A 20,031-nucleotide genomic window follows, 5' to 3' on the forward strand; every position below is an offset into this window, starting at 1 on the left:
ATGTTGTCTTCCCTTGCGTTCGAGGTTGTTATGTCCCCACTCACCGTGTCCTGGCTTCTCGCATTGGTTGTGGTCGCCGAGGTGGCCGTGGCTCTGCGCTATCGCGCCTTGGCCGCCGCTCACGCCAAGAGGGTCAAGTCCCTCGAAAAGGATCACGCGGAACGGACTGCTGCACTCAAGCGGAAGATCAACGTCCTTGAGCAGCAGATCAAGGTCCAGGACGAGGGGGTCGTCAGCCTGGTGGCCAATGTGGAGAGACAGGCAGCCGAGCGGGCGGAGAAGGCGGCACGGGCCGCCGTCAAGACGGTCACGCGCTCGGTGCAGGCGCTCGTCAACGAGCAGCAGGGCGCGGTTTCGGCTCTGCTAAGGCGGCATGACATCGCCGGGGTGCTGGCTGATGCGAATGCGATTGACCATGCCAGCAGTCAGCTGGGGCGCCGGGCTCAGGTGCTGGCGATGCTGACCGGGTCCTGGCCTGGACGGCAGCGAGTCGCGTCTCCGCTCTTGGACGTTGTGCGGGCCGGCACCGGTCGCATTCGTGATTTTGTCCGGATCGAGGTCAATGGCGAGTTGCCGGTGTCAGTGGTCAGCCAAGCGGTCGAGCCCGTGGCTCTGGCTGTCGCCGAGCTCTTGGACAACGCCGCCCGCCATTCCGAGCCCAGCTCGAAGGTGCAGGTCGGCTTCCTGAAGGGCAACGGAGTGAGCATCGTCATCGACGATGCCGGTGTCGGGCTCAAGCTCGAGGATCAGCTGTCGGCGGCGAAATTCTTGTCCGGTAGCGAGCCGGTCCTGCTCACGCAGCTCCGCAGCCCGTTCAGGCTCGGCTTTGCCGCGGTGGGGGTTCTCGCCGCCCGGTACGGGTTCAAAGCCAGCGTCGCGGCCGGATCGCCCTTCGGCGGCACACGCGCAGTGCTTCATCTGCCTGAGAGCTTGCTCACCACGGCCACGGAGCCGGCACCGCGCGTGGAATCCGCCCCGCGTGCTGCTGCGAGGGCAACGCCCAAGACCATGCTCGCCGATGTGCCGGAGCAGGAACGCCAGCATCCGGAACAGCCGCCCCAGGCAGCTGGGCCCGATGGCCTGCCGCGGCGCCGCAGGCGTCAGCCACAGCAGAATGCCGTTGCCTCAGGGCCGAGCGCACAGACCCCCACGGACTCCGGAAGGCGTCTAAGCGCGATTGTTCGTGGGCGCCGGGCCGCGCAGGACCAGATGAATCCCGATGAAAGGAACGCGTGATCATGGCCGTCCTCGGTGGCAAACATCAGCCCACTTTGGGCTGGATCTTGGACGAGCACATTCTGCTGCTCGCTGATACAAAGCGCGCCCTGCTGCTGTCCTCCGACGGCCTGATGGTCGCCTGCTCTCAAGGAGTCGGTGCCGACTTGGCTGACCGGATGTCCGCGGCCGTGTCCGGATTGCAGTCCCTGAGTTGCGAGGCAGCGGAGTTCGCCGACTGCGAGCGCGACCCATGGGAGCTGACGGTGATCGAGTACGGCGGCGGCTACGTATTTCTGATGGCCGCGGCTGAGGGCACGTTTCTGGCGGTCTCAGCGGCCAAGAACGCCGATGTCGAGGCGGTCTCTTATGCCATGGAGAAGACCGTCGGTCGGCTAGGTCAGGCGATGGGGATCGCGTCGCGTGACAGCGCAGATGCGGTGTCATGACCGCGTCCCGGCGAGGCCGGGACAGTGGGCTGGTGCGGCCGTTTGTCATCGCGGGCGGCAGGCCCATCCCGAGCCGCAACCATTTCGATCACCACACGCTGGTGATCTCCCGGCCTGGGACGCCGCGCTCCCATCTGACGGCGGAGCATCGCCGTGTGGTGGAGCTGTGTCTGCCGGGCGCGTTGTCGGTCGCCGAGATCGGTTCCCACCTAGATCTGCCGGTCAGCGTCCTGTGCTTCCCGCTGGCCGACTTGATGGACACCGGTCACATCATCACCCGCGCCCCAATCCCGACCGCACAGCTACCTGACGAAGACTTGTTGAGGGCAGTACTTGATGGACTCCGCCGCCGCTTCTAACCCCACGGCCGGTATCAGCTACCTGGGCGGTCACGAGACGACCGTAAAGATCGTGATCACGGGGACGTTCGGTGCTGGCAAGACCACCTTCATCGGCTCGCTGTCGGAGATTCAGCCGCTGCGGACCGAGGAACAGATGACTGCGGCCAGTGCCGGTACCGATGATCTGAAGGGCCTGCCGGACAAGACGACCACGACGGTGGCGATGGACTTCGGCCGCCTGTCCCTGAGTAATGAGCTCGTCTTGTACCTGTTCGGTGCTCCCGGCCAGGAGCGCTTCCAGACGTTCCTGGCCAACCTGGCCCGAGGTGCTCTGGGGGCGCTGGTCCTGGTCGACACACGCCGCCTCGGTGAGAGCTTCCAGGCCATTGACCGGCTGGAGGAGCTCGGCCTGGCCTACGCCGCGGCCGTCAACACCTTTCCCGACACTCCCTCTTACAGCGTGGAGCGGCTACGCGAGGCGATGGACCTGTCACCACAGACCCCGCTGGTCTTCTGCGACGCCCGTGACCGCTACAGCTCCCGGGACGCGCTGACCTGCCTTGTTGAGTACCTGCTCACCCTCAGCCCGGAGCTTGCCCGATGACCGTTCCCTCCTCTCGCTGCCCCTACAGCTACCCGTCAACCGCGGTGTCCTCTGTGAAGCCCGTAGCGCTCTACGGGCCGGAGTTTTATGCGAACCCCCCAGCTGTCTACGCCCAGTTGCGTGCCATGGGTCCGATCGCGCCGGTGGAGATCGCCCCCGGGGTATCCGGGCAGATCACCACCACCTACCCGGCCGCCATGTACATGCTGCGCAACACACCGGAGAAGTTTGCCAAGGATCCTGTGCACTGGGCCGCGTTGAGGTCGGGGCAGGTGCCCGCCGACAGCCCAGCTCTGCCGTTGCTGCAGCGTCGCCCCAACGCTCTGTGGATGGACGGACCCGCACACGCTCGTTTGCGGCAGTCCATCACCGACAGCCTCAGCAGGGTCGACACCCACGCTCTGGCCACCAGTGTCACTCGCGTCGCCGACACTCTCATCGACGCCGTCGCTCCCCTCGGGCACGCCGACTTGGTGACCGATTTCGGGGACTTGCTGCCCACACTGGTCCTGATAGACCTGTTCGGCGGGACTCCCGAGCTCAGTCGGCACATCGTGGTCGCCTTGCGGACCCTGTTTGAAGCGGGGCCGGACGCGGTGCAGGCCAATCACGATCTGGAAGCCGCCTGCCGACACTTGGTCCACCTAAAACGCCATGACCCCGACCAAGACGTCACCTCCTGGCTGTTGGCCCACTCCGCGCGCCTGACGAATGACGAGATGGTCCAGCAGCTGGTCCTCATCTTCGGCGCAGCCAGCCAGCCCAGCACGATGCTGATCACGACGGCCCTGGTGCTGATGCTTGATGACGACCGGTTCGCCGGGACCGTCTACGACGGTGTCCTGCCCGTCGGCGACGCTCTGGACGACGTGCTGTGGGAGGACTCTCCGGTGGCGAACTATTGCCCCTTGTACCCACGCCACCCCACCACCTACGAGAACGTGCCCCTGCACCCCGGGATACCGGTTCTGGTGAGCTTCGCAGCAGCCAACACCGATCCGCATCTGGCGGCCTATGCCGACCGGCGCGCGGGCAATGCGGCGCACCTTGCCTTCAGCGCAGGCGTCCACGGCTGCCCGGCCCCGGACCTGGCCCGGATCATCTGCGAGACCGCGGTCGAGCGCGTCCTGGACCGCCTCCCCGACCTCACCTTGACCCACTCCCGCCACGAGCTTCCCCGTAGGCCCGGCTGGTTCCTGTCCGGCTGGGCCAGCGTCCCCGTCACTTTCCCGCCCTCCCCCACCTTGGCCGCAACCAGCCCCGGAGCCCGCTGATGGACACCCGCCCCACCGCCGCCGGCTGCCCCTTCCGCCTCGATCCGAAAGCCCTCGACATCCACGCCGAGTCCGCCCAGCTCCGCGACCAAGGCCCGGCGACGTTGGTCGAACTGCCTGGTGGAGTGGCAGCCTGGTCGGTCACCGACGCGGCACTGATCAAGCGCCTGCTGACCGATAGCCGCGTGTCCAAAGACGCTCACCGGCACTGGCCGGACTACATCAACGGACGGATCCCCTCGAAGTGGCCATTGCGCCTGTGGGTCGACGTCAAGAACGCTCTGACCGCCTACGGGCGTGAGCACGGCCGTCTCCGCCGCCTGATCGGCAAGGCGTTCACCGTTCGGCGTGTCCGCGCCCTTGCCCCGAGGATCAAAGACATCACTCACGATCTCCTCGACCAGCTCAAGGAGGCTGCCGAGCACGGTGAAACGGTAGACCTGCGCGACCGATTCGCGTGGATTCTGCCGCTGTCCGTCGTCAACCTCCTCCTCGGTGTCCCCGAGCATCTGCACGCCCCGTTCCGCAGTGCGGTCGAGGGGATCTTCGCCACCGACAAAACCGAGGAACAGGCGGAGGAGAACGGCCGCGAGCTGTACCGGCTGCTGAACGATCTGATCACCGCCAAACGGCAAAACCCCTCCGACGACGTCACCAGCGCCCTCATCACCGCGCACGACGAGCAGACGGACTCCCACCTGACTCATCAGGAGCTCCAGGACAGCATCCTCCTAGTGGTAGGAGCCGCACACGAGACCACGGTAAACGCCGTCGTCCACGCCATCGTCAACCTCCTGACCCACCGCGACCAGCTCGCCCTGCTCCGTGCCGGCCACGCCCCTTGGGCGGACGCTGTGGAAGAGACCCTTCGCCACCAAGCCCCAGTCGCCAACCTAATCATGCGTTTCGCCACCGAGGATCTCCACGACTCGGCCAGCGGCGTCACCTTCCTCCAGGGCGAGCCGATCGTGATCAACTACGCCGCCGCGGGCCGCGATCCGAAGGTCCATGGCCCCCAGGCCGACCGCTTCGACATCACCCGGACCACCCACCGCCAACATCTGTCTTTCGGATACGGCACACACCTTTGCCTCGGCGCGGAACTGGCGCGCCTCGAAGCGCAGATCGCACTCCATGCCCTGTTCGACCGTTTCCCCAATCTCACCCTCGCCTGCCCACCCAGCGACCTACGCCCGCTGGAATCCTTCATCTCCAACGGCTATCGAGCCCTTCCCGTCCACCTGCGCCCGGACGCCGCCCAGGCAGCCCGACGCTGATTCCGAACCACGACGGGAGCAGAGCTGGCCATGCCCGGTAGGACCACCTAGTCACAGCCGCACTGCATCACGGCACCCGACACGTGGCCGGAGCGCAGCCCGCATGCCCGCGAAACCGATCCTCCGGCCAGGTCCGGCCATCGGTCCCTGAGAGAGAGCGATCCATGCACCGGTCACAACCCACAGCAGGAAGCGACATTGACGGCTCGCCAGGGCGCCCCCTTCCGAGTGTGCGACGCATCAAGGAGAACATCCTCCAGGACATCGAAGCCGGTCGATACGGGCCGGGTGATGCGGTGCCTACTGGGGTAGAACTCGCCTCTCGCTTCGGCGTCTCCTCCAGCACGGCAAACGCCGCACTGCGCCATCTCAAGGATCAAGGAGTACTCCACGGCGGCCGGGGGAGAACGAGATCGCGAGTCGCGATCCCTGGACAGAACCCTCCGCCGACCACCGCGGAGCGAGTCGAGCAGCTCACCGCAACCCTCCGTATGCAAATCAAGGACGGCGCCTATCCGTCCGGTGAAATGCTGCCGTCCGACAAGTCGCTCGCCGCCACATACGCAGTGCCGCACCACGTGGTGGTACAGGCCATCAAGACTCTTGCTGCCGAGAACCTGGTGGAAACGCTGGCCTCAATCGGCAAAATCGTACGAGATCCCAGCGCCGAGCCTGACGAACGGCAGCTGCTGAGCACAAGTGACGAGCTCACCCTCGCCCTCCGCCGCGACATCCTCAACGACAACCTGCACTCCGGTGACCCACTCCCGAGCAGCCTGAACCTCGCACAGCGCTACGGAGTGAGCCAGACCACCGTCAGCAAGACTCTGGTGAAGCTCCAGTCCCAAGGGTTCATTAGAGAACTCCCCACCGCGGCCCGCATGCCATCGCGAGGTCGGGCGTTGTGGATCGTGCCAGACGCCTGGCACCAAGCGCCTCCAACCACGGCCACCGACCAGGAATGCCGTGCCTAAGCAGGCTGCTGCGGAGCGAACCCCCAGCGTCGCCGCACCTCTCCGCGCGTCTCACTTCCCATCCGTCCCCAGGAAGCATTGCCATGATCGATCAGCATCCCACTCTGCGGCGCAGCATCCTATTCGTCCGCGCCTCCTGGCGTCTCGACGCGGTAACTGGTACAGACCGAGCGCTCACCACGCTCGCCGCCGCGCTCGCCACCGCCGGACACCGGGTAGTCATCGCCACAGCCACCGATCAGTGCGAGGGCACTGGGCTGCCCGGCGTCATCGTCGAGCAACTCGACCTGCCCATCACGCCACCCTGCACCCCGCAAGAGCTACGCGAGAGTCTCATCATCGGTGAGGCCAAAATCCAACGGGCCCTGGATACCTTGGTCAGGCACCACCAGTGCGACACCGTCGCATTTGTGGATGCTTTGTGGGGCCTGGGGCGGGTACGGGCAGATCTACCTGATGGCGTCCAGCGGGTGCTCCTGATATCTCGTCTCCCCCATGAGCAGGACATGCCGCCTGCACTTGCCTACGCCGACAGCATCATCGCCTCCTCCCATTTCGTCCTGCGGCACGCCGCCAACGCGGCTTGGCCCACTCGCCGCTGGCGCGTCGCACCCGAAGCCTTCCTGCAGAGTCACGACCGCCACAACTCAACCGCGCAGCATCCCAGCACCCGTCATCCCGACGGGCCAGTACGGGTCCTCGTTCCGGCGGACCAGAACGTGGGCGCACTCGAGTTGATAGCCGCCGCCCGAGCCTGGCATCGCACGGTGGAAGTCGCTCTCGCACCTGCCGGGCCCTACGGACCGCAGACACTGCATCAGAAGTGTCACCAGATCGCCCGGCTTGCACCCAACATCACTCTCGTCCCACCGCCCGGCTGGGCAGAAGTCTCCGACTGGCTGGCACAGGCCACCGCGGTCATCATGCCCTGCCGCTGGCCCACCAGCGCCCTGACCGCCATAGAGGCCCTCAACCGCGGCACCCCGGTCATCGCATACCGCACCAGCGTCCTGGCCGACCTGCTCCAACCCATTCAGAATGGACCTCGGCCACTGCTCGCCGAGGTGATGCATGGACCAAGCGCCCTCCTCTTCCTCACCGACGGGCTCCTCGCCGACCCGGGTGTCTACCAGGCAACCTGCCAGGCCGCCTCCAACCGGGCACAAGACTTCCACCCCCACCGCGCGGTCGAGCTGTTCTGCTCCATCCTGTCGTGAGCCGTACCAATGCCCAAGTGCGCCTCGATGCCCCTGTATCAAAGGCCCAGATCATCAGCCTGGTGCACCCGGCCCAGGAGATGCACTGGGCGACCCGAGCGTTAGCCCGACCGTAAGCGTGGCGGCACTAGACGCGTGGCGATCCGATCGTGGACTCGCCACTGCCTTTTGTCCCGGCCAGCGTGGTCCGTACCGCAGGCCGTCATCCAAAAGCCTCTCAGCCGTGCCAGCCCGCCTCTTCTCCCCTGTCTCGCCCTTCTGGAGCAGCCCCCAGATGCCCGAATCCGACCACGCAGCCCCCCAGATACTGGATCGACGCCAGCTTCGTGACGATCTCCTCGTCCTGTGGAGTGTCAACGGCACGAGGATGCAGGCCACCCCTGCATCTGAGGCCCGCAACCTCGACATGCTCCGGCGCATCGCCCGCCACTGGGCTCCCTTCGGCCACATCCGTCGCGCCGCTGCCGACGGCTTCGCTTCCGAGGAGCAGCGGTGGGACATCCTGCTGGCGTGTGCCGAGCCTGAGCGGTCCGTGGAGGAGTCCTACGCCGCAGTGGTGGTGTACGCCTGTGCCGTCCGGGAGCTGGTCCAAGCGTTGGACGACGCAACCCGGGCAAGCGTGCCCGACGTTGCCCGGGCGATCACGACCATCCTCGCAGGAGGGGCGTATCCCGTCGGATGGTGCTTGCGGCTGCGCGATGTCGCCGCAGATGTCACTGCCCCTGTGGCCACCGTCAAGTTGGCCGTCAACGCCTTGGTGGATCGTGGAGTGCTGGAGCGCCGAGGGCAGCGGATCTTCCCCGCAGGAAGCCGGGAGGTCCACGACGCGCTTGCTCCACGCATCGCCGACCGGATCCGCGCCCAGATCGCCGCCGGCATCTACGCCCCTGGGAGCCGGCTGCCCAGGGCTGGGTTCCTGGCCAGGGCGTTCTGCAGTGACTTCGCGCTGATCAGACGCGCTGTGCGGATCCTGGCCACCGAAGGGCTGGTACGGGTCAGCCCGCGCTGCACCGAGGTACTGGAATCTGCCCGTGTCCTCGCTGGTCGCGGTGAGATACGGCAGGATCACGGCGAGCGGGCCCCTCACCTTCACCGGGACATCATCGTGGCGACCTGCCGTACCGCCTATGAGCAGTGGCGCCACCGCAGCCCGGTTCCCGAAGAGGTGCTCCACGGCCGGTGGCAGGACCTGCGCTCCATAGCCGGACAACTGCTGGCGGCGGTCCCACCCCCGGCCCCCGACGCCACACAGGATCTGGCCGCCCTCGGCCGGGCCGCGGATCTTGCGTCCGCCCCGCTACCGGACAAGCCCTGGCTCCAGCAATGGCACACAGCCTGCCTGGCGACCGCAATCAGCAGCATCCTCCCCCTAGTCCCTAAGGAAACCCAATGACAGAGACCAACCAGCCCGAGGTCGACCGGCGCCACACCGACGCCACGCCGTGTTCAGAGGCGACCGAGGCACTGCTCGGTCCCGACCTCCGCTGCGTCGAGGTACCGAACACTGCCGATGTTGCGTCGCACTTCTTCGCCCACCTCCTGCACTGAGCCGCGCGAGCTGCGAACTTCCGGGCGGGGAGCCGGCCGGGATGACCTGCCGCGTCACCTCACCACACGGTGGCGTCGGCGTTTCGGCCACTTCGGGCTCGGAGCCGCTCCCCACTAGACCAGGGATCCCGGACCGCAGGGTCTCCTCGCACCGGAAATAGCGGGCTACCAAGCACGACCGAATGATGTGTGTTCGAAATCGCGGTCGAGTCGTTGACCCTCACGACTGCCGCAGCGACCCGTCTCAGGGGGAACGATGACCTCGGCCACTACGCAGGATCAGCCGGCACAACCACCGAAGGGCACTTCGCAGGGCGACATACCGCAGGAGGCCGGTGTTCGAGAGGAGGAATACCTCTATCGCGACACGTCACGGCTCCAGGCCGGATCCCTGCTGACCTCCCGCACCATGGCACGGCGCCTGCCCTCGCTCGTGCGGCGCTCGGTACAGATGGCCTGGCGCGTGGACCGCGGCGCGACCGTCGGACTGCTGGTGTGCCAGATCGGGACGGGCGTCCTCGCCGCTCTTGGCCTCCTGGCCGTCACGGGCACGATCACCGCACTGATCTCCTCGGGCGACATCACCGAGCGGCTGTGGGACGCCGCCCCGCAGCTGGCCGTCATCGCCGCCGCCGCCGGCCTGCGCGCCCTGCTGGGCATCACCGTCGTCTGGCTGACCGGCCGACTGCGCCCGGTGCTCGGCCGGGCAGCGGAGCTGACGATGATCGAGGCAGCGCTCGGAGCGGAGCTGGCTGCCAACAACAAGCCCGGCTACAACGACGCCTACGACATCGCCGACCGCGGCGCCCAGGTCACCCCGGACCTCGTCGAGGAGGCACAGGACGTCCTCGCGGCCACCGCGACGCTCGCGGCCGGCGCGACCGTGCTGACCGTCCTGCACCCGCTCCTCCTCCCTCTCCTCTTCCTCGCTTGCCTGCCGCAGGCAGCCGCCTACGTCCGCTCCGCGCGGGTGATCTACCTCGCCGGGCTGGAGACCTCCGGGCGGCGCCGGATGCTGGGCAAGCTGCGCTGGCACATGGCTTATATGGAGTCCAGCGAGGAGATGCGTGCCTGCCTCGCCGGCCCCTTCCTCATCGGCCGGTACCGACGGCTGGCCGCTTCGGTCAATGCGGCCGAGCGCAAGGCGGCGAACACAGGTGCGTGGATGGGACTGGCCGGAGCCGTCGTCGGCGGGGTCGCCTCGACCGCGGTGTGGGCGGCGCTGCTGTGGCTCCTCGCTTCGGGCCGTATGAGCCTGGCGGCCGGGGGCGGCGCCGTCTTCGCCCTGCAGACAGCCACCGGCTCTGTGCGCGGCATCATCAACGGTGGGGCCCGCCTGGTGCGCACCGGCTGGTACGTGCAGGACTGGCAGAACTTCCTCGACAACGCCCACGGCCAGGCCATGACCGACTCCCGCGGCACCGCGCCCCTGACCGCGGCCCCGGAACGCTTCGAAGTCCGCGATGTCACCTACCGCTACGACGGCGCCCCCAAGGACAGCCTGAGTGGCGTCTCGCTCCACGTGAAGCGCGGCGAAATCGTGGCGCTGGTCGGGGAGAACGGCTCCGGCAAGACGACCCTCTCCCGCTTGCTGTGCGGGCTGCTGCTGCCCACCGAAGGTGATGTGGCTTGGGACCACTCTTCCACGGCGGACCTGGACCCGTGGGGGTCGTGGAAGCATGTGGCGCTGGTCCCGCAGAAGTTCACGTACCTGCCGCTGACGATGCGCGACAACATCACGTTCGGGCAGGGCGACACCAGTGACGCGGCCCTGCTCTCCGCGTGCGAGGCGTCTGGCGCCGCGGAGATGCTGCCTAATCTCCGTTCCGGTCTGAACACCCTCCTGACCAGCGAGTGGTTCGGTGGGCAGCAGCTCTCCGGCGGGCAGTGGCAGCGTCTTGTCCTCACTCGGGCCTTCCACCGGCAAGCGGCGCTGTTGGTGATGGATGAACCCACTGCCGCCCTCGACGCCCGTGCGGAGCACCGGATTTTCACCGGTCTGCGTGAACTGGCCAAGGACCGCGCCATTCTGCTGATCACGCACCGGCTCACCAATGTGGCCGTCGCCGACCGGATCGTGGTCCTGGACGCAGGACGGATCGTCCAGGAAGGCACGTACAACCAACTCACCCAGGAGCCAGGCCTCTTCCAGTCCCTGTGGGAGCTGCAGCGGCGGATGAGCGGCGGTGCCTCCTGATCACCGCTCGCCGGTCCGCGCTGCACACTCGCCCGTCCACCGTTGCGAAAGGCAGAGCTACGTGACCTCTCCCGTCTCCCCTTCGGATCGCATCGCACCGCGTGCCGCTCTGCCCGGAGCGCAGGCCGCCACATCCCGGCATGCGGCGTGGCTCGGCGCCGCCGCGATCATCACCGACGAGGTCGGCCGAGTCCTGCTGGTGCACCCCACCTACCGGGACGACTGGTGGCTGCTGCCCGGAGGAGTCGTCGAAGCTGGCGAACACCCGCACGGCACCTGCCGACGCGAGATCACCGAGGAGCTGGGCTTGGATTTACCCCTGGCGGCCGTGCTCGTCGTCCACTCCCTCTCCCCCCGCCACCTCGACCTCCAGGCCGACACGACCTGCCCCGGAGAGATCCGGTACGTCTTCGACGCAGGGACCCTCACCCCCGCCCAGGTGGAGGCGATCCGCCTCCCGCGCGAGGAGCTGTCCGAGTACGCCTTCCTGGAGACCCGGGACGCGGTGCAGCGGCTGCACCCCGTGGACGGGCAGATCATGCTCGCCGCCTACCGCGCCCGGCTCGGTAACACCGCCACCGCCCACCTCGCCGACGGCCAGCACATCCTCGACGTCCCGGCCCTGGACCGGCACGACGTCCACGTCCGCTACCGGCCCTTGTGGGACAACCCCTTCCACCGCGCCCACGTCCCCGAGCGGCTGCCCGTGCAGCAAGCCTGGGCGTGGTGCTTCGTCCCCGACGGCCGAGTCGTCATCGTGGCCGACCCCGGCCCGCGGGGCGCGCTGCCGATGCTGCCCGGCGGCACCGTGGAGGCAGCCGACGCTACACCAGAGGACACCCTGCACCGCGAAGCTACCGAGGAAGCCCAGCTCACCCTGGCCGATCCGGTGCGTCTGGGTTGGGTGCTGGACGAGACCGGTGAGGTCTACGGCGGCGTGGGGCCCAACGCGAGGCTCCGCCTGGCCGCCCGGGTCACCGCAATCGGACCGGCGGCAACCGACCCTGCCACCGGCCGCCCCTTCGCCCGCTTGCTCGCCACCCCCGCCCAGGCAGCCGCCCTGCTGGGCTGGGGCCCACCCGGAGCCCGGCAAGCCCAACTCGCGGTGGACACGGCACGCGAGCGGTGGGGCCTGCCCACCGCTCACTCCGCCGCCATCGAGGAGATTCCTGCGGAGGGGATGCGGCTGGGCTGACCCGAAATCCGGCCCGACTCCCCCCGCTCCACACCCCGCTGAGGTAGCCCCATGCCGTTGTCGCACGACCACATCCGCACCACCGTTGACGCCTATCTCGCGCGCCACCCTCACGAACGCGAGCAGCTCGGCGCCCTCCTGGACGCCCTGGACCGGACCGGCGACGAGATCACCAGCCGCTCCACATTCACCAGGCACGTCACCTGCGGCGCGATCGTCGTCGACCTGCTCGGGCGCGTCCTGCACGTGCTGCACCTGGCGAGCGGGAAGGTCCTCGCAGCTGGCGGGCACACCGAGCCCGCTGATGAGTCCCTGGCAGCAGCGGCGCTGCGGAAGCTGCTCGAGGAGACCGGGATCCCGCCCCAGGCCATCACGCCGTGGCCCGGCTACGAGACCGTTCCGCTGGACATCGACATCCACGACATCGACGCCCACCCGGGGAAAGGCGAACCCGGACACCTCCACTTCGACCTCCGGTTCCTCTTCCACCTGCACCCTGCGGCCGAGGTGCCGGTGGTTCTGCAGGAGGAAGAGGTCGGTGGAATCGAGTGGCGTCCCGTGGACCGGGTGACCTCCCCGACCCTGCGCGAGAAGCTGCTCAAGCTCCCGCCGGCAGCCGAACCGGAGACGGCCAACGCCTCGGCCCTGATCTACAACGACCGCGGCGAGTTCCTGCTCCACCTGCGCGACTACCTCCCCGGCAGGATCTGGGAGCCGGGCATGTGGTCCCTGTTGGGCGGAGGCCGAGAGCCCCAGGACGCCACCCTGGAACACACCTTGCGGCGCGCAACTGGCAGAGGAAGCCGGCCTCGACCTCGCCGACCTGGCCCCGTTCGGCACCGAGTACGCCTCCACCGACGACGGCGCGACCGTGCCCATCGCCATCTACGCAGGCCGCTGGAATGGCGATCCCCGCGACCTCCACCTGACGGAAGGAGTGATGCTCACCTGGTTCACCCCGTCAGACCTCCACCGCCTGCGCATCGCCGACACCACCAGCGACCTCGTACGGCGCCACGCCACCACCCTCCCTGCCGGCACCGCGGCGCAGAGCGGGCTCGCATCGCAGAAGGGGTGCCGCCCAGCTTCGCCGCGCGGCACGGTCCTCAACGTCATCGGCGTCCACCTCTACCTCGAGCGGCCCGACGGGACGGTCTTGCTCGGGCTGCGCCACCCCGACTCCGCGTTCGCGCCGTCCACCTGGCACGTTCTGGCCGGCCACTGCGAGCAGGAGAACGCCATCGCCTGCCTGATCAGGGAGGCCCGGGAGGAAGCTGGCCTGCACATCGAGCGCCAGGACGTCGAACTCGTGCACGTCGTCCACCACATCGATACGGCCGGTGACCGGCCCCGCATAGGCCTGTTCTTCCGCGCCCGCGTCTGGGGCGGCGAGCCGGAGCTGCGCGAGCCGGACAAGTGCACCCAGTGGAGATTCTGGGAACCCGCCGCCCTTCCCGACAACCTTGTCCCGTACACCCGGGTGGCCATCGAAAAGATCCAGAATGGGGAGCTGTACAGCGAGACGGGTTGGTCCGCATGACCGGCACACCGAGCGGCTCACCGTGTCGCGTGTCCGCTGCAACTGCGGTCGGCCGTGAGGACACTCGCCTTGTGGTGATCCGTGGCAACTCGGCGTCGGGCAAGTCAAGCGTGGCCCAGGGACTGCGAGATCACCACGGCCGCGGTATCGCCATCGTGAGCCAGGACGTGATCCGCCGGAACGTGCTCAGGGAACGCGACACCGCGCGCGGCGCCAACATCGCCCTGCTGGGCAGGATCGCACGCAAAGCCCTGGACGCCGGCTTTCACGTCGTGCTCGAAGGGATCCTGTACGCCGACCGCTACAGCCACATGATCGCGTCTCTGGTACGGGACCACCGCGGGCTCTCCCGCTGTTACTACCTGGACGTACCGCTGGAGGCGACGTTGGTCCGGCATGCGTCGAAGGCGGATGCCGCGTACCTGGCGCAGGTCACCGACAACCACCTCGCCTCCTGGTATCGCGAGCTGGATCTGCTACCCGGCGGGTTGGAGACCGTGATCCCGGCCGACAGCACGCTGCAGAACACTGTCGCGCGGATCCTGCGCGAAACCGATCTGGCCGCTGCCTCCCCCGTCCCGCCACCGCAGTGCAAGCCGTCACAAGCAGACTCGATGAACCCTCTGGTGTTGATGTCCGATCCGCGGGTCGCCGCGATTCCGGTGCGCGAGTGCGGGGAGCCTCTCGTCGACCTACGTGACCACGACTTCCGTGTCGATCCCCGCAAGCAGGATTCACGGGGCGCCTTCGCCCACGTCCGCGAGGGCGTCCTGGCCCGGCTCGAGCATGCCCGCTCACTCCTGCCCGCTGGCACCGACCTGCTGTTCATCGAGGGCTACCGGCCGCTTTCCCTCCAGCAGCGCTACTTCACGGGGTACCGGGACGAGCTGGCCGCCGCCCACGCCGACTGGACAGCTGAGCAGCTGCACCAGGCCGCCAGCCGGTACGTGTCCCCGCCGGAGATCGCACCCCACTCCGCGGGCGCGGCGGTGGACGTCACCCTCGTCGATCAGGACGGCCACGAACTCGACCTGGACACCCGCGTCAATGCCTCCCCCGAGGAGAGCCACGGAGCCTGCTTCACTCACGCCCCGAACCTCAGCGACCACGCGCGTCACCACCGCACGCTGCTGCTCAACGCCATGGAGAAGGCTGGTTTTACCAACTGTGGGACCGAGTTCTGGCACTTCTCGGTAGCAGACCGGTACGACGCGCTGATGCGGCAAGAACTGCACGCGCGCTACGGACCGATCGAACTGCCCTAACGCACCGGCAACCTCGGCCCCGCGCCGAGCCGGAAGCACAGGAGCGCGGCCACCACCGCCTGGCCCAGTCGCGACGACCGTGGCGGACGGAACACGTCGAATGGAGGCACACATGCCTGATGACACCCAGCAGGCGATCCCAGCCGTCCCGAGTCCGGCGGCCGGAGACAAACCGCCCGAGCACCACATGCACCTGCTCGGGCGGTACTACCGCCAAGTAGAAGCAGGCCGCAAGACGATCGAAGTGAGGGTGGCCACCCCGGACAAACGCGCCGTCGCAGTCGGCGACACGCTCGTCTTCCACGATCGGGACACCGGACGGGAACTCGACGTCATCGTGCAGCGAATCGCCCCGTACTGCTCATTCGAGGATCTGCTCAGCTCGGAGGACGCTGCACGCATTGACCCGGGCGGGCCTCCCGGCGAGCTGCTGGCCAACCTCCGCAGCATCTATTCACCGGCCAAGGAAGCCCTCGGCGTCCTCGCCCTCGCGTTCGACCACCGCCCGGCCCTTCCGGGCCGCCCCATGCCGATGACGCCCTCGCAGTATGCGCAGACCGTCCCCCACCACACGGTGTACGGGTGCCTCTACATCCGCGACGAGCACGACCGGCCGGTCCAGCTCCGCTCGATCTACGGCTCGAGACTCTGGCAGTTCCCGGGCGGCAACCTCGACGCCCCGGGCGAGGACCCGCTGCAGACTGCCCAGCGCGAAGCGGTCGAGGAGACCGGCCTCGAACTAGGGCTGGAAACACCGAAGCTGCTGCTTACGCACTTCCTGCATGCCGGACCACCCCAGCCGCTGAACAAGGTGGGGCTCATCTTCGACGGAGGCCAGCTGACCACCGACCAGCTTCGCCGCCTCCGCCTCGATCCCGCCGAGCACGACATGTGGGCCATCCACGACCTCGCGACCTGGCAGGGGCTGATGGCGCCGCGCGCCTTCGCCCGCCTCGACGCCATCGAACGAGCCCGGCGCGGCAAAGGCCCCGCCTACCTGATCACGCACACCTGACCTTCAACACCCCCACCCAGGAGACAACCATGCCCGTCGAAGATGCTCTCACTCCTGCACACCGACCCACACGGCCGCAGTCCGTCCGCAGGAGCGTTGGCCTTCCCCCGGTTCCCTCGAGGGAAGACCAACGCCCTTCCGCACTGATCAGAGCTCTCCGCTCACCATGGCCTCACGGAACATCCTCCACTCAGTGGCCGTGTACCGCAGCGGCTCCAGGTGCAGGTTCTTCGAGTCGCGGACGGCGACGCCGCCGCCGGGGAGGTCGGTGATCTCGACGCAATTGTGCTCCGGACCACTGTCCTTGGCCTTGCGCCAGCGGGCGGCGGAGAGATCGTACTCGTACAACTCCGCCTTTTGTTCGTTCACTGCCGGTGCCTTTCTTCGAGCTTGGTGATTCGTGCGCGAGTGTCCTCCACCGACAGAGCCGCAGCGCGGATGCGCTCGACCGCACTGGTGAAGGGTTGCGTACCGTCGCCCTCAACGTAGGTCGCCCCGCTGAGGTTCTCCAACAGCACGACATCTGGGGTGGGGCCGGGAAAGCTGACCAGGCCAAAACCGCCGAACATCCCCGGGTGCGCGGTCGAATCCATCGGCATAAGCTGCACTGTCACGTTCGGCAGCTCGGATATGTCCAGCAGCTTGCGCAGCTGCTCACGCATGGTGGCTGGCCGCATCTCGAACCGGGTGTGCAGTGCTGCCTCGTGGGTGATAGCCCACAGCTGCAGCGGGTTGCCGGGCCGGGTCAGGATCGCCTGACGGGCCTGGCGCACCTCGGCGAGTGCCGTGATCTCCTCGGCCGTGCGGGTCCCACTGGTCGCGGTCATGGTCTCGCGGGCGTAGGCAGTGGTCTGGAGCAGTCCGGGGATCGCCAACGGGGCCCATTCGCGGATGTGGTCGGCGTCGTCCTCCAGCGAGATGTAGTCCGCGTATGCCGGGGAGACGACGCCGCTGTAGGTCTGCCACCAGCCTTTCTTCCCGGCGTCCTTGGCAAGGTTCTCCAGCGCAGTGAACACCTCCGGGTCGGCGACGCCGTACGCCTTGAGCAGGGCGGTGACCTCGGTGGGACGGATGTTCTGCCGGGCATTCTCGATCTTGGAGAGTTTGGGGACCTTCCAGCCCATGGCGACTGCGGCATCCTCGAGCGTCATGCTGGCGTCGGTGCGGAGCTTCTTCAGCGTCTGGCCGAGGCGTCGCCGGCGGACGGTCGGCACCACAAGGGTGTGCGGCATATGCGCAGTGTCGCACTGCCCCGGGCCGCAACACGACCCAGTTCGCAGGATCGGTTGACGAGGTTTGGCAGAAAGGTTGCGGCCCCTTCACGAAAGGGTGCATCCTCAAGGTCTTGGCGCGACGCTCGGTCAACTGGCCGTATCTATGCGCTACTTGTTCCGCGCCATGCGGCCAGTGTGCCGCGGGTTGGAGGCAGCCATGTTCGTGGAGACGCAGCAGGCCGCGACCACCCCCGGGTTCTACTTACGGCCCCGGCCTACCGGCTTCGCCGTCCACATGACCGCCTGCGCAGCGCACCTGCACGACGTGAGGGAGCTGGCGGACAAGGCACTGACCGAGACCGACGTGAGCGCCGGGACTAGCTACACCGTGCAGTGGGTCGTGTCGGAGCTGGTCGGCAACGCGGTGCGGGCCTGTGGGGACCATGTGCCCCTGGTCGTCGAGATCGAGGCCGAGGAGAGCGGGGTGGCGGTTCGGGTCCACGACCCCGAACGCGACCTGATGCCCAGCCGCCGCCCGATCGCACTCGACGATGACAGCGCACAGACCGGCCGGGGGCTGGGCCTGCTGGACATCCTCGTTCCCGGGTGGCATGTCCACCCCACCCCGGTCGGCAAGCAGATCGTGTGCCACGTGCCGCACGCGGAAGGAGACGACCGTGCCTGAAGTCCTAGCTGAGCAGCGGTCGTTCTCGGCGGACTACGACGAGCGGGCCAGTGAGGTCATGGTGTGGAGGACCTACGGCAGCGGGCCGCATCAGACCGCCGGGCGCGAGGCGATCACCTGCTAGGAGGCTCGGGCCATCACGACCGCGATCGAGCGCCAGGAGCGGGCCCTGCACAGCCACCGCGAGCCGGAAGCGCAGTTCGTCGACGGCCAGGCCCTGCGTCGGTCAAGCACACGATGGCGGCGCCGAGTCCGGCCGCGCCCGCGCCCGAACTCGTCCCCCGGCAAACATCCCGCATCCCCTGAGGTCACACCGCGTGTGGTGCCGTGATGGCCCAGCGCCCCGCCGCCCTCCGTTACAGGTTGAGCACCAATCCCGCGCAGCTCCCTTCACGCTTCAACCAGGTCGCTACGGTCATCTCGTCACGTAGCACCCAAGGGGGGATCATGCGCGCACCCACCATCGCGGCCGTCATCCTGGCCGCCGCTGTGCCACTCACCGCATGCAGCGGAGACTCGCGAGCCACACCGCAGGCGTCTCTCGACTGCACGGACCCGAAGATCACACACGTCGAGTGGGTCAAGCGCTGCCAGCAACCAGCAAGGAACCGGGCTGACGACAAAAAGCCCGCAAAGAAGCCCAGCGAGCAGCCCCTCAGCGTGGGCGACAGCGACACCTTCGACTTCACCGACTCCTACACGGAGAAGAAGACGACGTTCAAGGTGACCGTAAACGAGATCAAGTACATCGGCCAGTCAGCCGCAGATGACACGACGACCCCAGCGGAGGGCCAGTACGTACGGCTCGGCATCACGCTCAAGAACGTCGGCCAGAACAAGGCCCACCTGCTCACCTACGGCCAGCTCGAGTGGGAGGACAGGGATAGCGCGGCCCAGGACGCGACCACCCTCAACACCCCCGAAGGCCCTGAGCTGGACACGAAGTACAAGCCAGGACAGACAGTAACCGGACGCCCCATCCTCGACGTGCCTGAACGAGGCGGGGTACTCAACTACACCGACGGAGACGGCTTCACCATCAAGCTGCCCAAGTAGGCACACAAGCGAAGGCGCCCCGCCCTCCACAGAGGGCAGGGCGCTGTCACTCTGGCTCTACCGGCAGGCGTGGACCGGGGGCGTGGGCAGCGCCGGCACCGGAGAACAGGCCGAGGGTGCGGGACTGGCCCGGCCATCGCGCACTGGACGACCTGCGGCACGCTCCACGATAGGAACGGGGCGGAGGTAGAACTGATGGCGACCATGGGGGCTGACCGTCCCGGTGCAATGGCTGGACCCACCGCCCCGGCCGGAGTGAGCGGCAGGCCCAGCTATCCGACTTCTGAATCTGCCGCATCGGGTAGCGCGCAGCCGTTTTCACCGCCCGTTCCGCCTCGAAGCGCTCCAGCCCGCGGCACGGGCGTGTTCTGTCACCGCCGACCGCACCGTCTCGGCAGCCTTCCGCCGCTCCTACCACTGGGCCCGGTGATCGTCACCCTCCAAGCCGGAGAGCGCTCCGCGAACGCGGTGTCTGCGGATCTGCGGATACATGTTGATCTTGTGCCTGATGACCTGTGGGAACGCACTGCTCCGTTGCTTCCTCCTCGCCCGCCACGGCGTCGCCGCTACCCGGGACGACACCCGTTGGGTCGTCGAGCACACCTTTGCCTGGCTCCACCAGTTCAAACGTCTGCGAATCCGCTACGAGATACGCGCCGACCTCCACCTGGGTCTCCTCCAACTCGCCTGCAGCATCATCTGCTTACGACGACTCCGAACCTCATTCTGAAATAGTCAGAGCCAACCACCCCGTCATGCCACACAACAACGACAAGGTCCGCGGTATGGGTGGCGGATCGACGCCGTCCGCCGCGCCACCCACGGCGAGGACACCCGCCTAGTGCTGTGACCGCATAGGTTCGCCGGGTTCAGGCTGCGGCTGCGAGGGGGCGTCCGCCCCAGCGGATGCCCTTCTCGCTGCGAATGCGGGCCCGTTCCTTGCGTTGGGCGGCGAGTACATCGGG

The 20,031-nt window shown here is 67.7% G+C and carries 20 protein-coding genes and 2 pseudogenes; 20 read left to right on the forward strand and 2 right to left on the reverse strand.

The annotated features are described in order from the left end of the window. The first annotated feature begins 30 nt into the window (after nucleotides 1-30). From NMK44_RS39570 to NMK44_RS39645, 16 genes and pseudogenes are all read left to right on the forward strand, one after another. A complete protein-coding gene (locus NMK44_RS39570; protein WP_254752626.1) occupies nucleotides 31-1,236 on the forward strand; it encodes an ATP-binding protein in 1,206 nt (401 codons plus the stop codon). A gap of 2 nt (nucleotides 1,237-1,238) precedes the next feature. Continuing rightward, nucleotides 1,239-1,664, forward strand: a complete 426-nt coding sequence (locus tag NMK44_RS39575; protein WP_254752664.1) for a roadblock/LC7 domain-containing protein — start codon at nucleotides 1,239-1,241, stop codon at nucleotides 1,662-1,664. A 32-nt stretch (nucleotides 1,665-1,696) separates the two neighbouring features. Further along, nucleotides 1,697-2,023: a DUF742 domain-containing protein gene (locus NMK44_RS39580; RefSeq protein ID WP_374215410.1), complete on the forward strand. Its 327-nt coding sequence runs from the start codon at nucleotides 1,697-1,699 to the stop codon at nucleotides 2,021-2,023. After that, nucleotides 2,001-2,609 carry a GTP-binding protein gene (locus tag NMK44_RS39585; protein ID WP_254752630.1) on the forward strand — a complete coding sequence of 203 codons (609 nt, stop codon included), beginning with the start codon at nucleotides 2,001-2,003 and terminating at the stop codon, nucleotides 2,607-2,609. The genes NMK44_RS39580 and NMK44_RS39585 overlap by 23 nt, the downstream gene beginning before the upstream one ends. A 143-nt stretch (nucleotides 2,610-2,752) precedes the next feature. After that, nucleotides 2,753-3,883 carry a cytochrome P450 family protein gene (locus NMK44_RS39590; RefSeq protein ID WP_254752632.1) on the forward strand — a complete coding sequence of 377 codons (1,131 nt, stop codon included), beginning with the start codon at nucleotides 2,753-2,755 and terminating at the stop codon, nucleotides 3,881-3,883. Beyond that, entirely contained in the window at nucleotides 3,883-5,160 is a 1,278-nt protein-coding gene (locus tag NMK44_RS39595) for a cytochrome P450 family protein (RefSeq protein WP_254752634.1), read from the forward strand. The genes NMK44_RS39590 and NMK44_RS39595 overlap by 1 nt, the downstream gene beginning before the upstream one ends. A gap of 164 nt (nucleotides 5,161-5,324) precedes the next feature. Continuing rightward, nucleotides 5,325-6,134, forward strand: a complete 810-nt coding sequence (locus NMK44_RS42320; RefSeq protein WP_302889163.1) for a GntR family transcriptional regulator — start codon at nucleotides 5,325-5,327, stop codon at nucleotides 6,132-6,134. A gap of 83 nt (nucleotides 6,135-6,217) precedes the next feature. Beyond that, a complete protein-coding gene (locus tag NMK44_RS39605) occupies nucleotides 6,218-7,351 on the forward strand; it encodes a glycosyltransferase (RefSeq protein WP_254752638.1) in 1,134 nt (377 codons plus the stop codon). Between the two features lie 274 nt (nucleotides 7,352-7,625). Then, the gene (locus NMK44_RS39610) at nucleotides 7,626-8,744 is read left to right on the forward strand and encodes a GntR family transcriptional regulator (protein WP_254752640.1); all 1,119 of its coding nucleotides are present in this window, start codon (nucleotides 7,626-7,628) and stop codon (nucleotides 8,742-8,744) included. After that, entirely contained in the window at nucleotides 8,741-8,899 is a 159-nt protein-coding gene (locus NMK44_RS39615) for a hypothetical protein (RefSeq protein WP_254752642.1), read from the forward strand. The genes NMK44_RS39610 and NMK44_RS39615 overlap by 4 nt, the downstream gene beginning before the upstream one ends. A 256-nt stretch (nucleotides 8,900-9,155) precedes the next feature. Then, nucleotides 9,156-11,096 (forward strand): ATP-binding cassette domain-containing protein, encoded by a 1,941-nt coding sequence (locus NMK44_RS39620; RefSeq protein WP_254752644.1) that lies wholly within the window; start codon nucleotides 9,156-9,158, stop codon nucleotides 11,094-11,096. 61 nt (nucleotides 11,097-11,157) lie between these two features. Further along, on the forward strand, nucleotides 11,158-12,291 hold the full coding sequence (locus tag NMK44_RS39625) for an NUDIX hydrolase (protein WP_254752646.1): 1,134 nt from the start codon (nucleotides 11,158-11,160) through the stop codon (nucleotides 12,289-12,291). Between the two features lie 51 nt (nucleotides 12,292-12,342). Next, nucleotides 12,343-12,816: pseudogene (locus NMK44_RS39630) on the forward strand (NUDIX domain-containing protein); the annotation flags it as partial. 346 nt (nucleotides 12,817-13,162) lie between these two features. Continuing rightward, a complete protein-coding gene (locus tag NMK44_RS39635; protein ID WP_254752648.1) occupies nucleotides 13,163-13,831 on the forward strand; it encodes an NUDIX hydrolase in 669 nt (222 codons plus the stop codon). Continuing rightward, nucleotides 13,828-15,096, forward strand: coding sequence for a M15 family metallopeptidase (locus tag NMK44_RS39640; protein WP_254752650.1), 1,269 nt, complete (start codon nucleotides 13,828-13,830; stop codon nucleotides 15,094-15,096). Before NMK44_RS39635 ends, NMK44_RS39640 begins: the two co-directional genes overlap by 4 nt. A gap of 112 nt (nucleotides 15,097-15,208) precedes the next feature. Next, the gene (locus NMK44_RS39645) at nucleotides 15,209-16,111 is read left to right on the forward strand and encodes an NUDIX domain-containing protein (protein WP_254752652.1); all 903 of its coding nucleotides are present in this window, start codon (nucleotides 15,209-15,211) and stop codon (nucleotides 16,109-16,111) included. 147 nt (nucleotides 16,112-16,258) lie between these two features. Here the strand turns inward: NMK44_RS39645 and NMK44_RS39650 are convergent, their stop codons facing one another. After that, nucleotides 16,259-16,480 (reverse strand): DUF397 domain-containing protein, encoded by a 222-nt coding sequence (locus NMK44_RS39650; RefSeq protein WP_254752654.1) that lies wholly within the window; start codon nucleotides 16,478-16,480, stop codon nucleotides 16,259-16,261. After that, the gene (locus tag NMK44_RS39655; protein WP_254752656.1) at nucleotides 16,477-17,343 is read right to left on the reverse strand and encodes a helix-turn-helix domain-containing protein; all 867 of its coding nucleotides are present in this window, start codon (nucleotides 17,341-17,343) and stop codon (nucleotides 16,477-16,479) included. The genes NMK44_RS39650 and NMK44_RS39655 overlap by 4 nt, the downstream gene beginning before the upstream one ends. 199 nt (nucleotides 17,344-17,542) lie before the next feature. Here NMK44_RS39655 and NMK44_RS39660 point away from each other — a divergent pair, with 199 nt between their 5' ends. The 4 genes and pseudogenes from NMK44_RS39660 to NMK44_RS39670 form a co-directional block, all read left to right on the forward strand. Beyond that, entirely contained in the window at nucleotides 17,543-18,010 is a 468-nt protein-coding gene (locus NMK44_RS39660; RefSeq protein WP_254752658.1) for an ATP-binding protein, read from the forward strand. After that, entirely contained in the window at nucleotides 18,003-18,134 is a 132-nt protein-coding gene (locus NMK44_RS42325) for a hypothetical protein (protein WP_302889164.1), read from the forward strand. The genes NMK44_RS39660 and NMK44_RS42325 overlap by 8 nt, the downstream gene beginning before the upstream one ends. A gap of 323 nt (nucleotides 18,135-18,457) precedes the next feature. Then, a complete protein-coding gene (locus NMK44_RS39665) occupies nucleotides 18,458-19,066 on the forward strand; it encodes a DUF4352 domain-containing protein (RefSeq protein ID WP_254752660.1) in 609 nt (202 codons plus the stop codon). A 583-nt stretch (nucleotides 19,067-19,649) separates the two neighbouring features. Then, nucleotides 19,650-19,796 (forward strand): annotated as a pseudogene (locus NMK44_RS39670) (transposase); the annotation flags it as partial. Between the last annotated feature and the right edge of the window lie 235 nt (nucleotides 19,797-20,031).

It is taken from the genome of Streptomyces cucumeris, assembly GCF_024295805.1.
In the GTDB taxonomy this organism is placed as follows: Bacteria; Actinomycetota; Actinomycetes; order Streptomycetales; family Streptomycetaceae; genus Streptomyces; species Streptomyces cucumeris.

What these genes read in the sequence shown, in the direction of transcription:
- NMK44_RS39585 (WP_254752630.1), top strand. Translation starts at nt 2,001, where the DNA reads ATGGACTCCGCCGCCGCTTCTAACCCCACGGCCGGTATCAGCTACCTG.
- NMK44_RS39575 (WP_254752664.1), top strand. Translation starts at nt 1,239, where the DNA reads ATGGCCGTCCTCGGTGGCAAACATCAGCCCACTTTGGGCTGGATCTTG.
- NMK44_RS39620 (WP_254752644.1), top strand. Translation starts at nt 9,156, where the DNA reads ATGACCTCGGCCACTACGCAGGATCAGCCGGCACAACCACCGAAGGGC.
- NMK44_RS39605 (WP_254752638.1), top strand. Translation starts at nt 6,218, where the DNA reads ATGATCGATCAGCATCCCACTCTGCGGCGCAGCATCCTATTCGTCCGC.
- NMK44_RS39615 (WP_254752642.1), top strand. Translation starts at nt 8,741, where the DNA reads ATGACAGAGACCAACCAGCCCGAGGTCGACCGGCGCCACACCGACGCC.
- NMK44_RS39665 (WP_254752660.1), top strand. Translation starts at nt 18,458, where the DNA reads ATGCGCGCACCCACCATCGCGGCCGTCATCCTGGCCGCCGCTGTGCCA.
- NMK44_RS39660 (WP_254752658.1), top strand. Translation starts at nt 17,543, where the DNA reads ATGTTCGTGGAGACGCAGCAGGCCGCGACCACCCCCGGGTTCTACTTA.
- NMK44_RS39610 (WP_254752640.1), top strand. Translation starts at nt 7,626, where the DNA reads ATGCCCGAATCCGACCACGCAGCCCCCCAGATACTGGATCGACGCCAG.
- NMK44_RS39570 (WP_254752626.1), top strand. Translation starts at nt 31, where the DNA reads ATGTCCCCACTCACCGTGTCCTGGCTTCTCGCATTGGTTGTGGTCGCC.
- NMK44_RS39655 (WP_254752656.1), bottom strand. Translation starts at nt 17,343, where the DNA reads ATGCCGCACACCCTTGTGGTGCCGACCGTCCGCCGGCGACGCCTCGGC.
- NMK44_RS42320 (WP_302889163.1), top strand. Translation starts at nt 5,325, where the DNA reads ATGCACCGGTCACAACCCACAGCAGGAAGCGACATTGACGGCTCGCCA.
- NMK44_RS39645 (WP_254752652.1), top strand. Translation starts at nt 15,209, where the DNA reads ATGCCTGATGACACCCAGCAGGCGATCCCAGCCGTCCCGAGTCCGGCG.
- NMK44_RS39595 (WP_254752634.1), top strand. Translation starts at nt 3,883, where the DNA reads ATGGACACCCGCCCCACCGCCGCCGGCTGCCCCTTCCGCCTCGATCCG.
- NMK44_RS39640 (WP_254752650.1), top strand. Translation starts at nt 13,828, where the DNA reads ATGACCGGCACACCGAGCGGCTCACCGTGTCGCGTGTCCGCTGCAACT.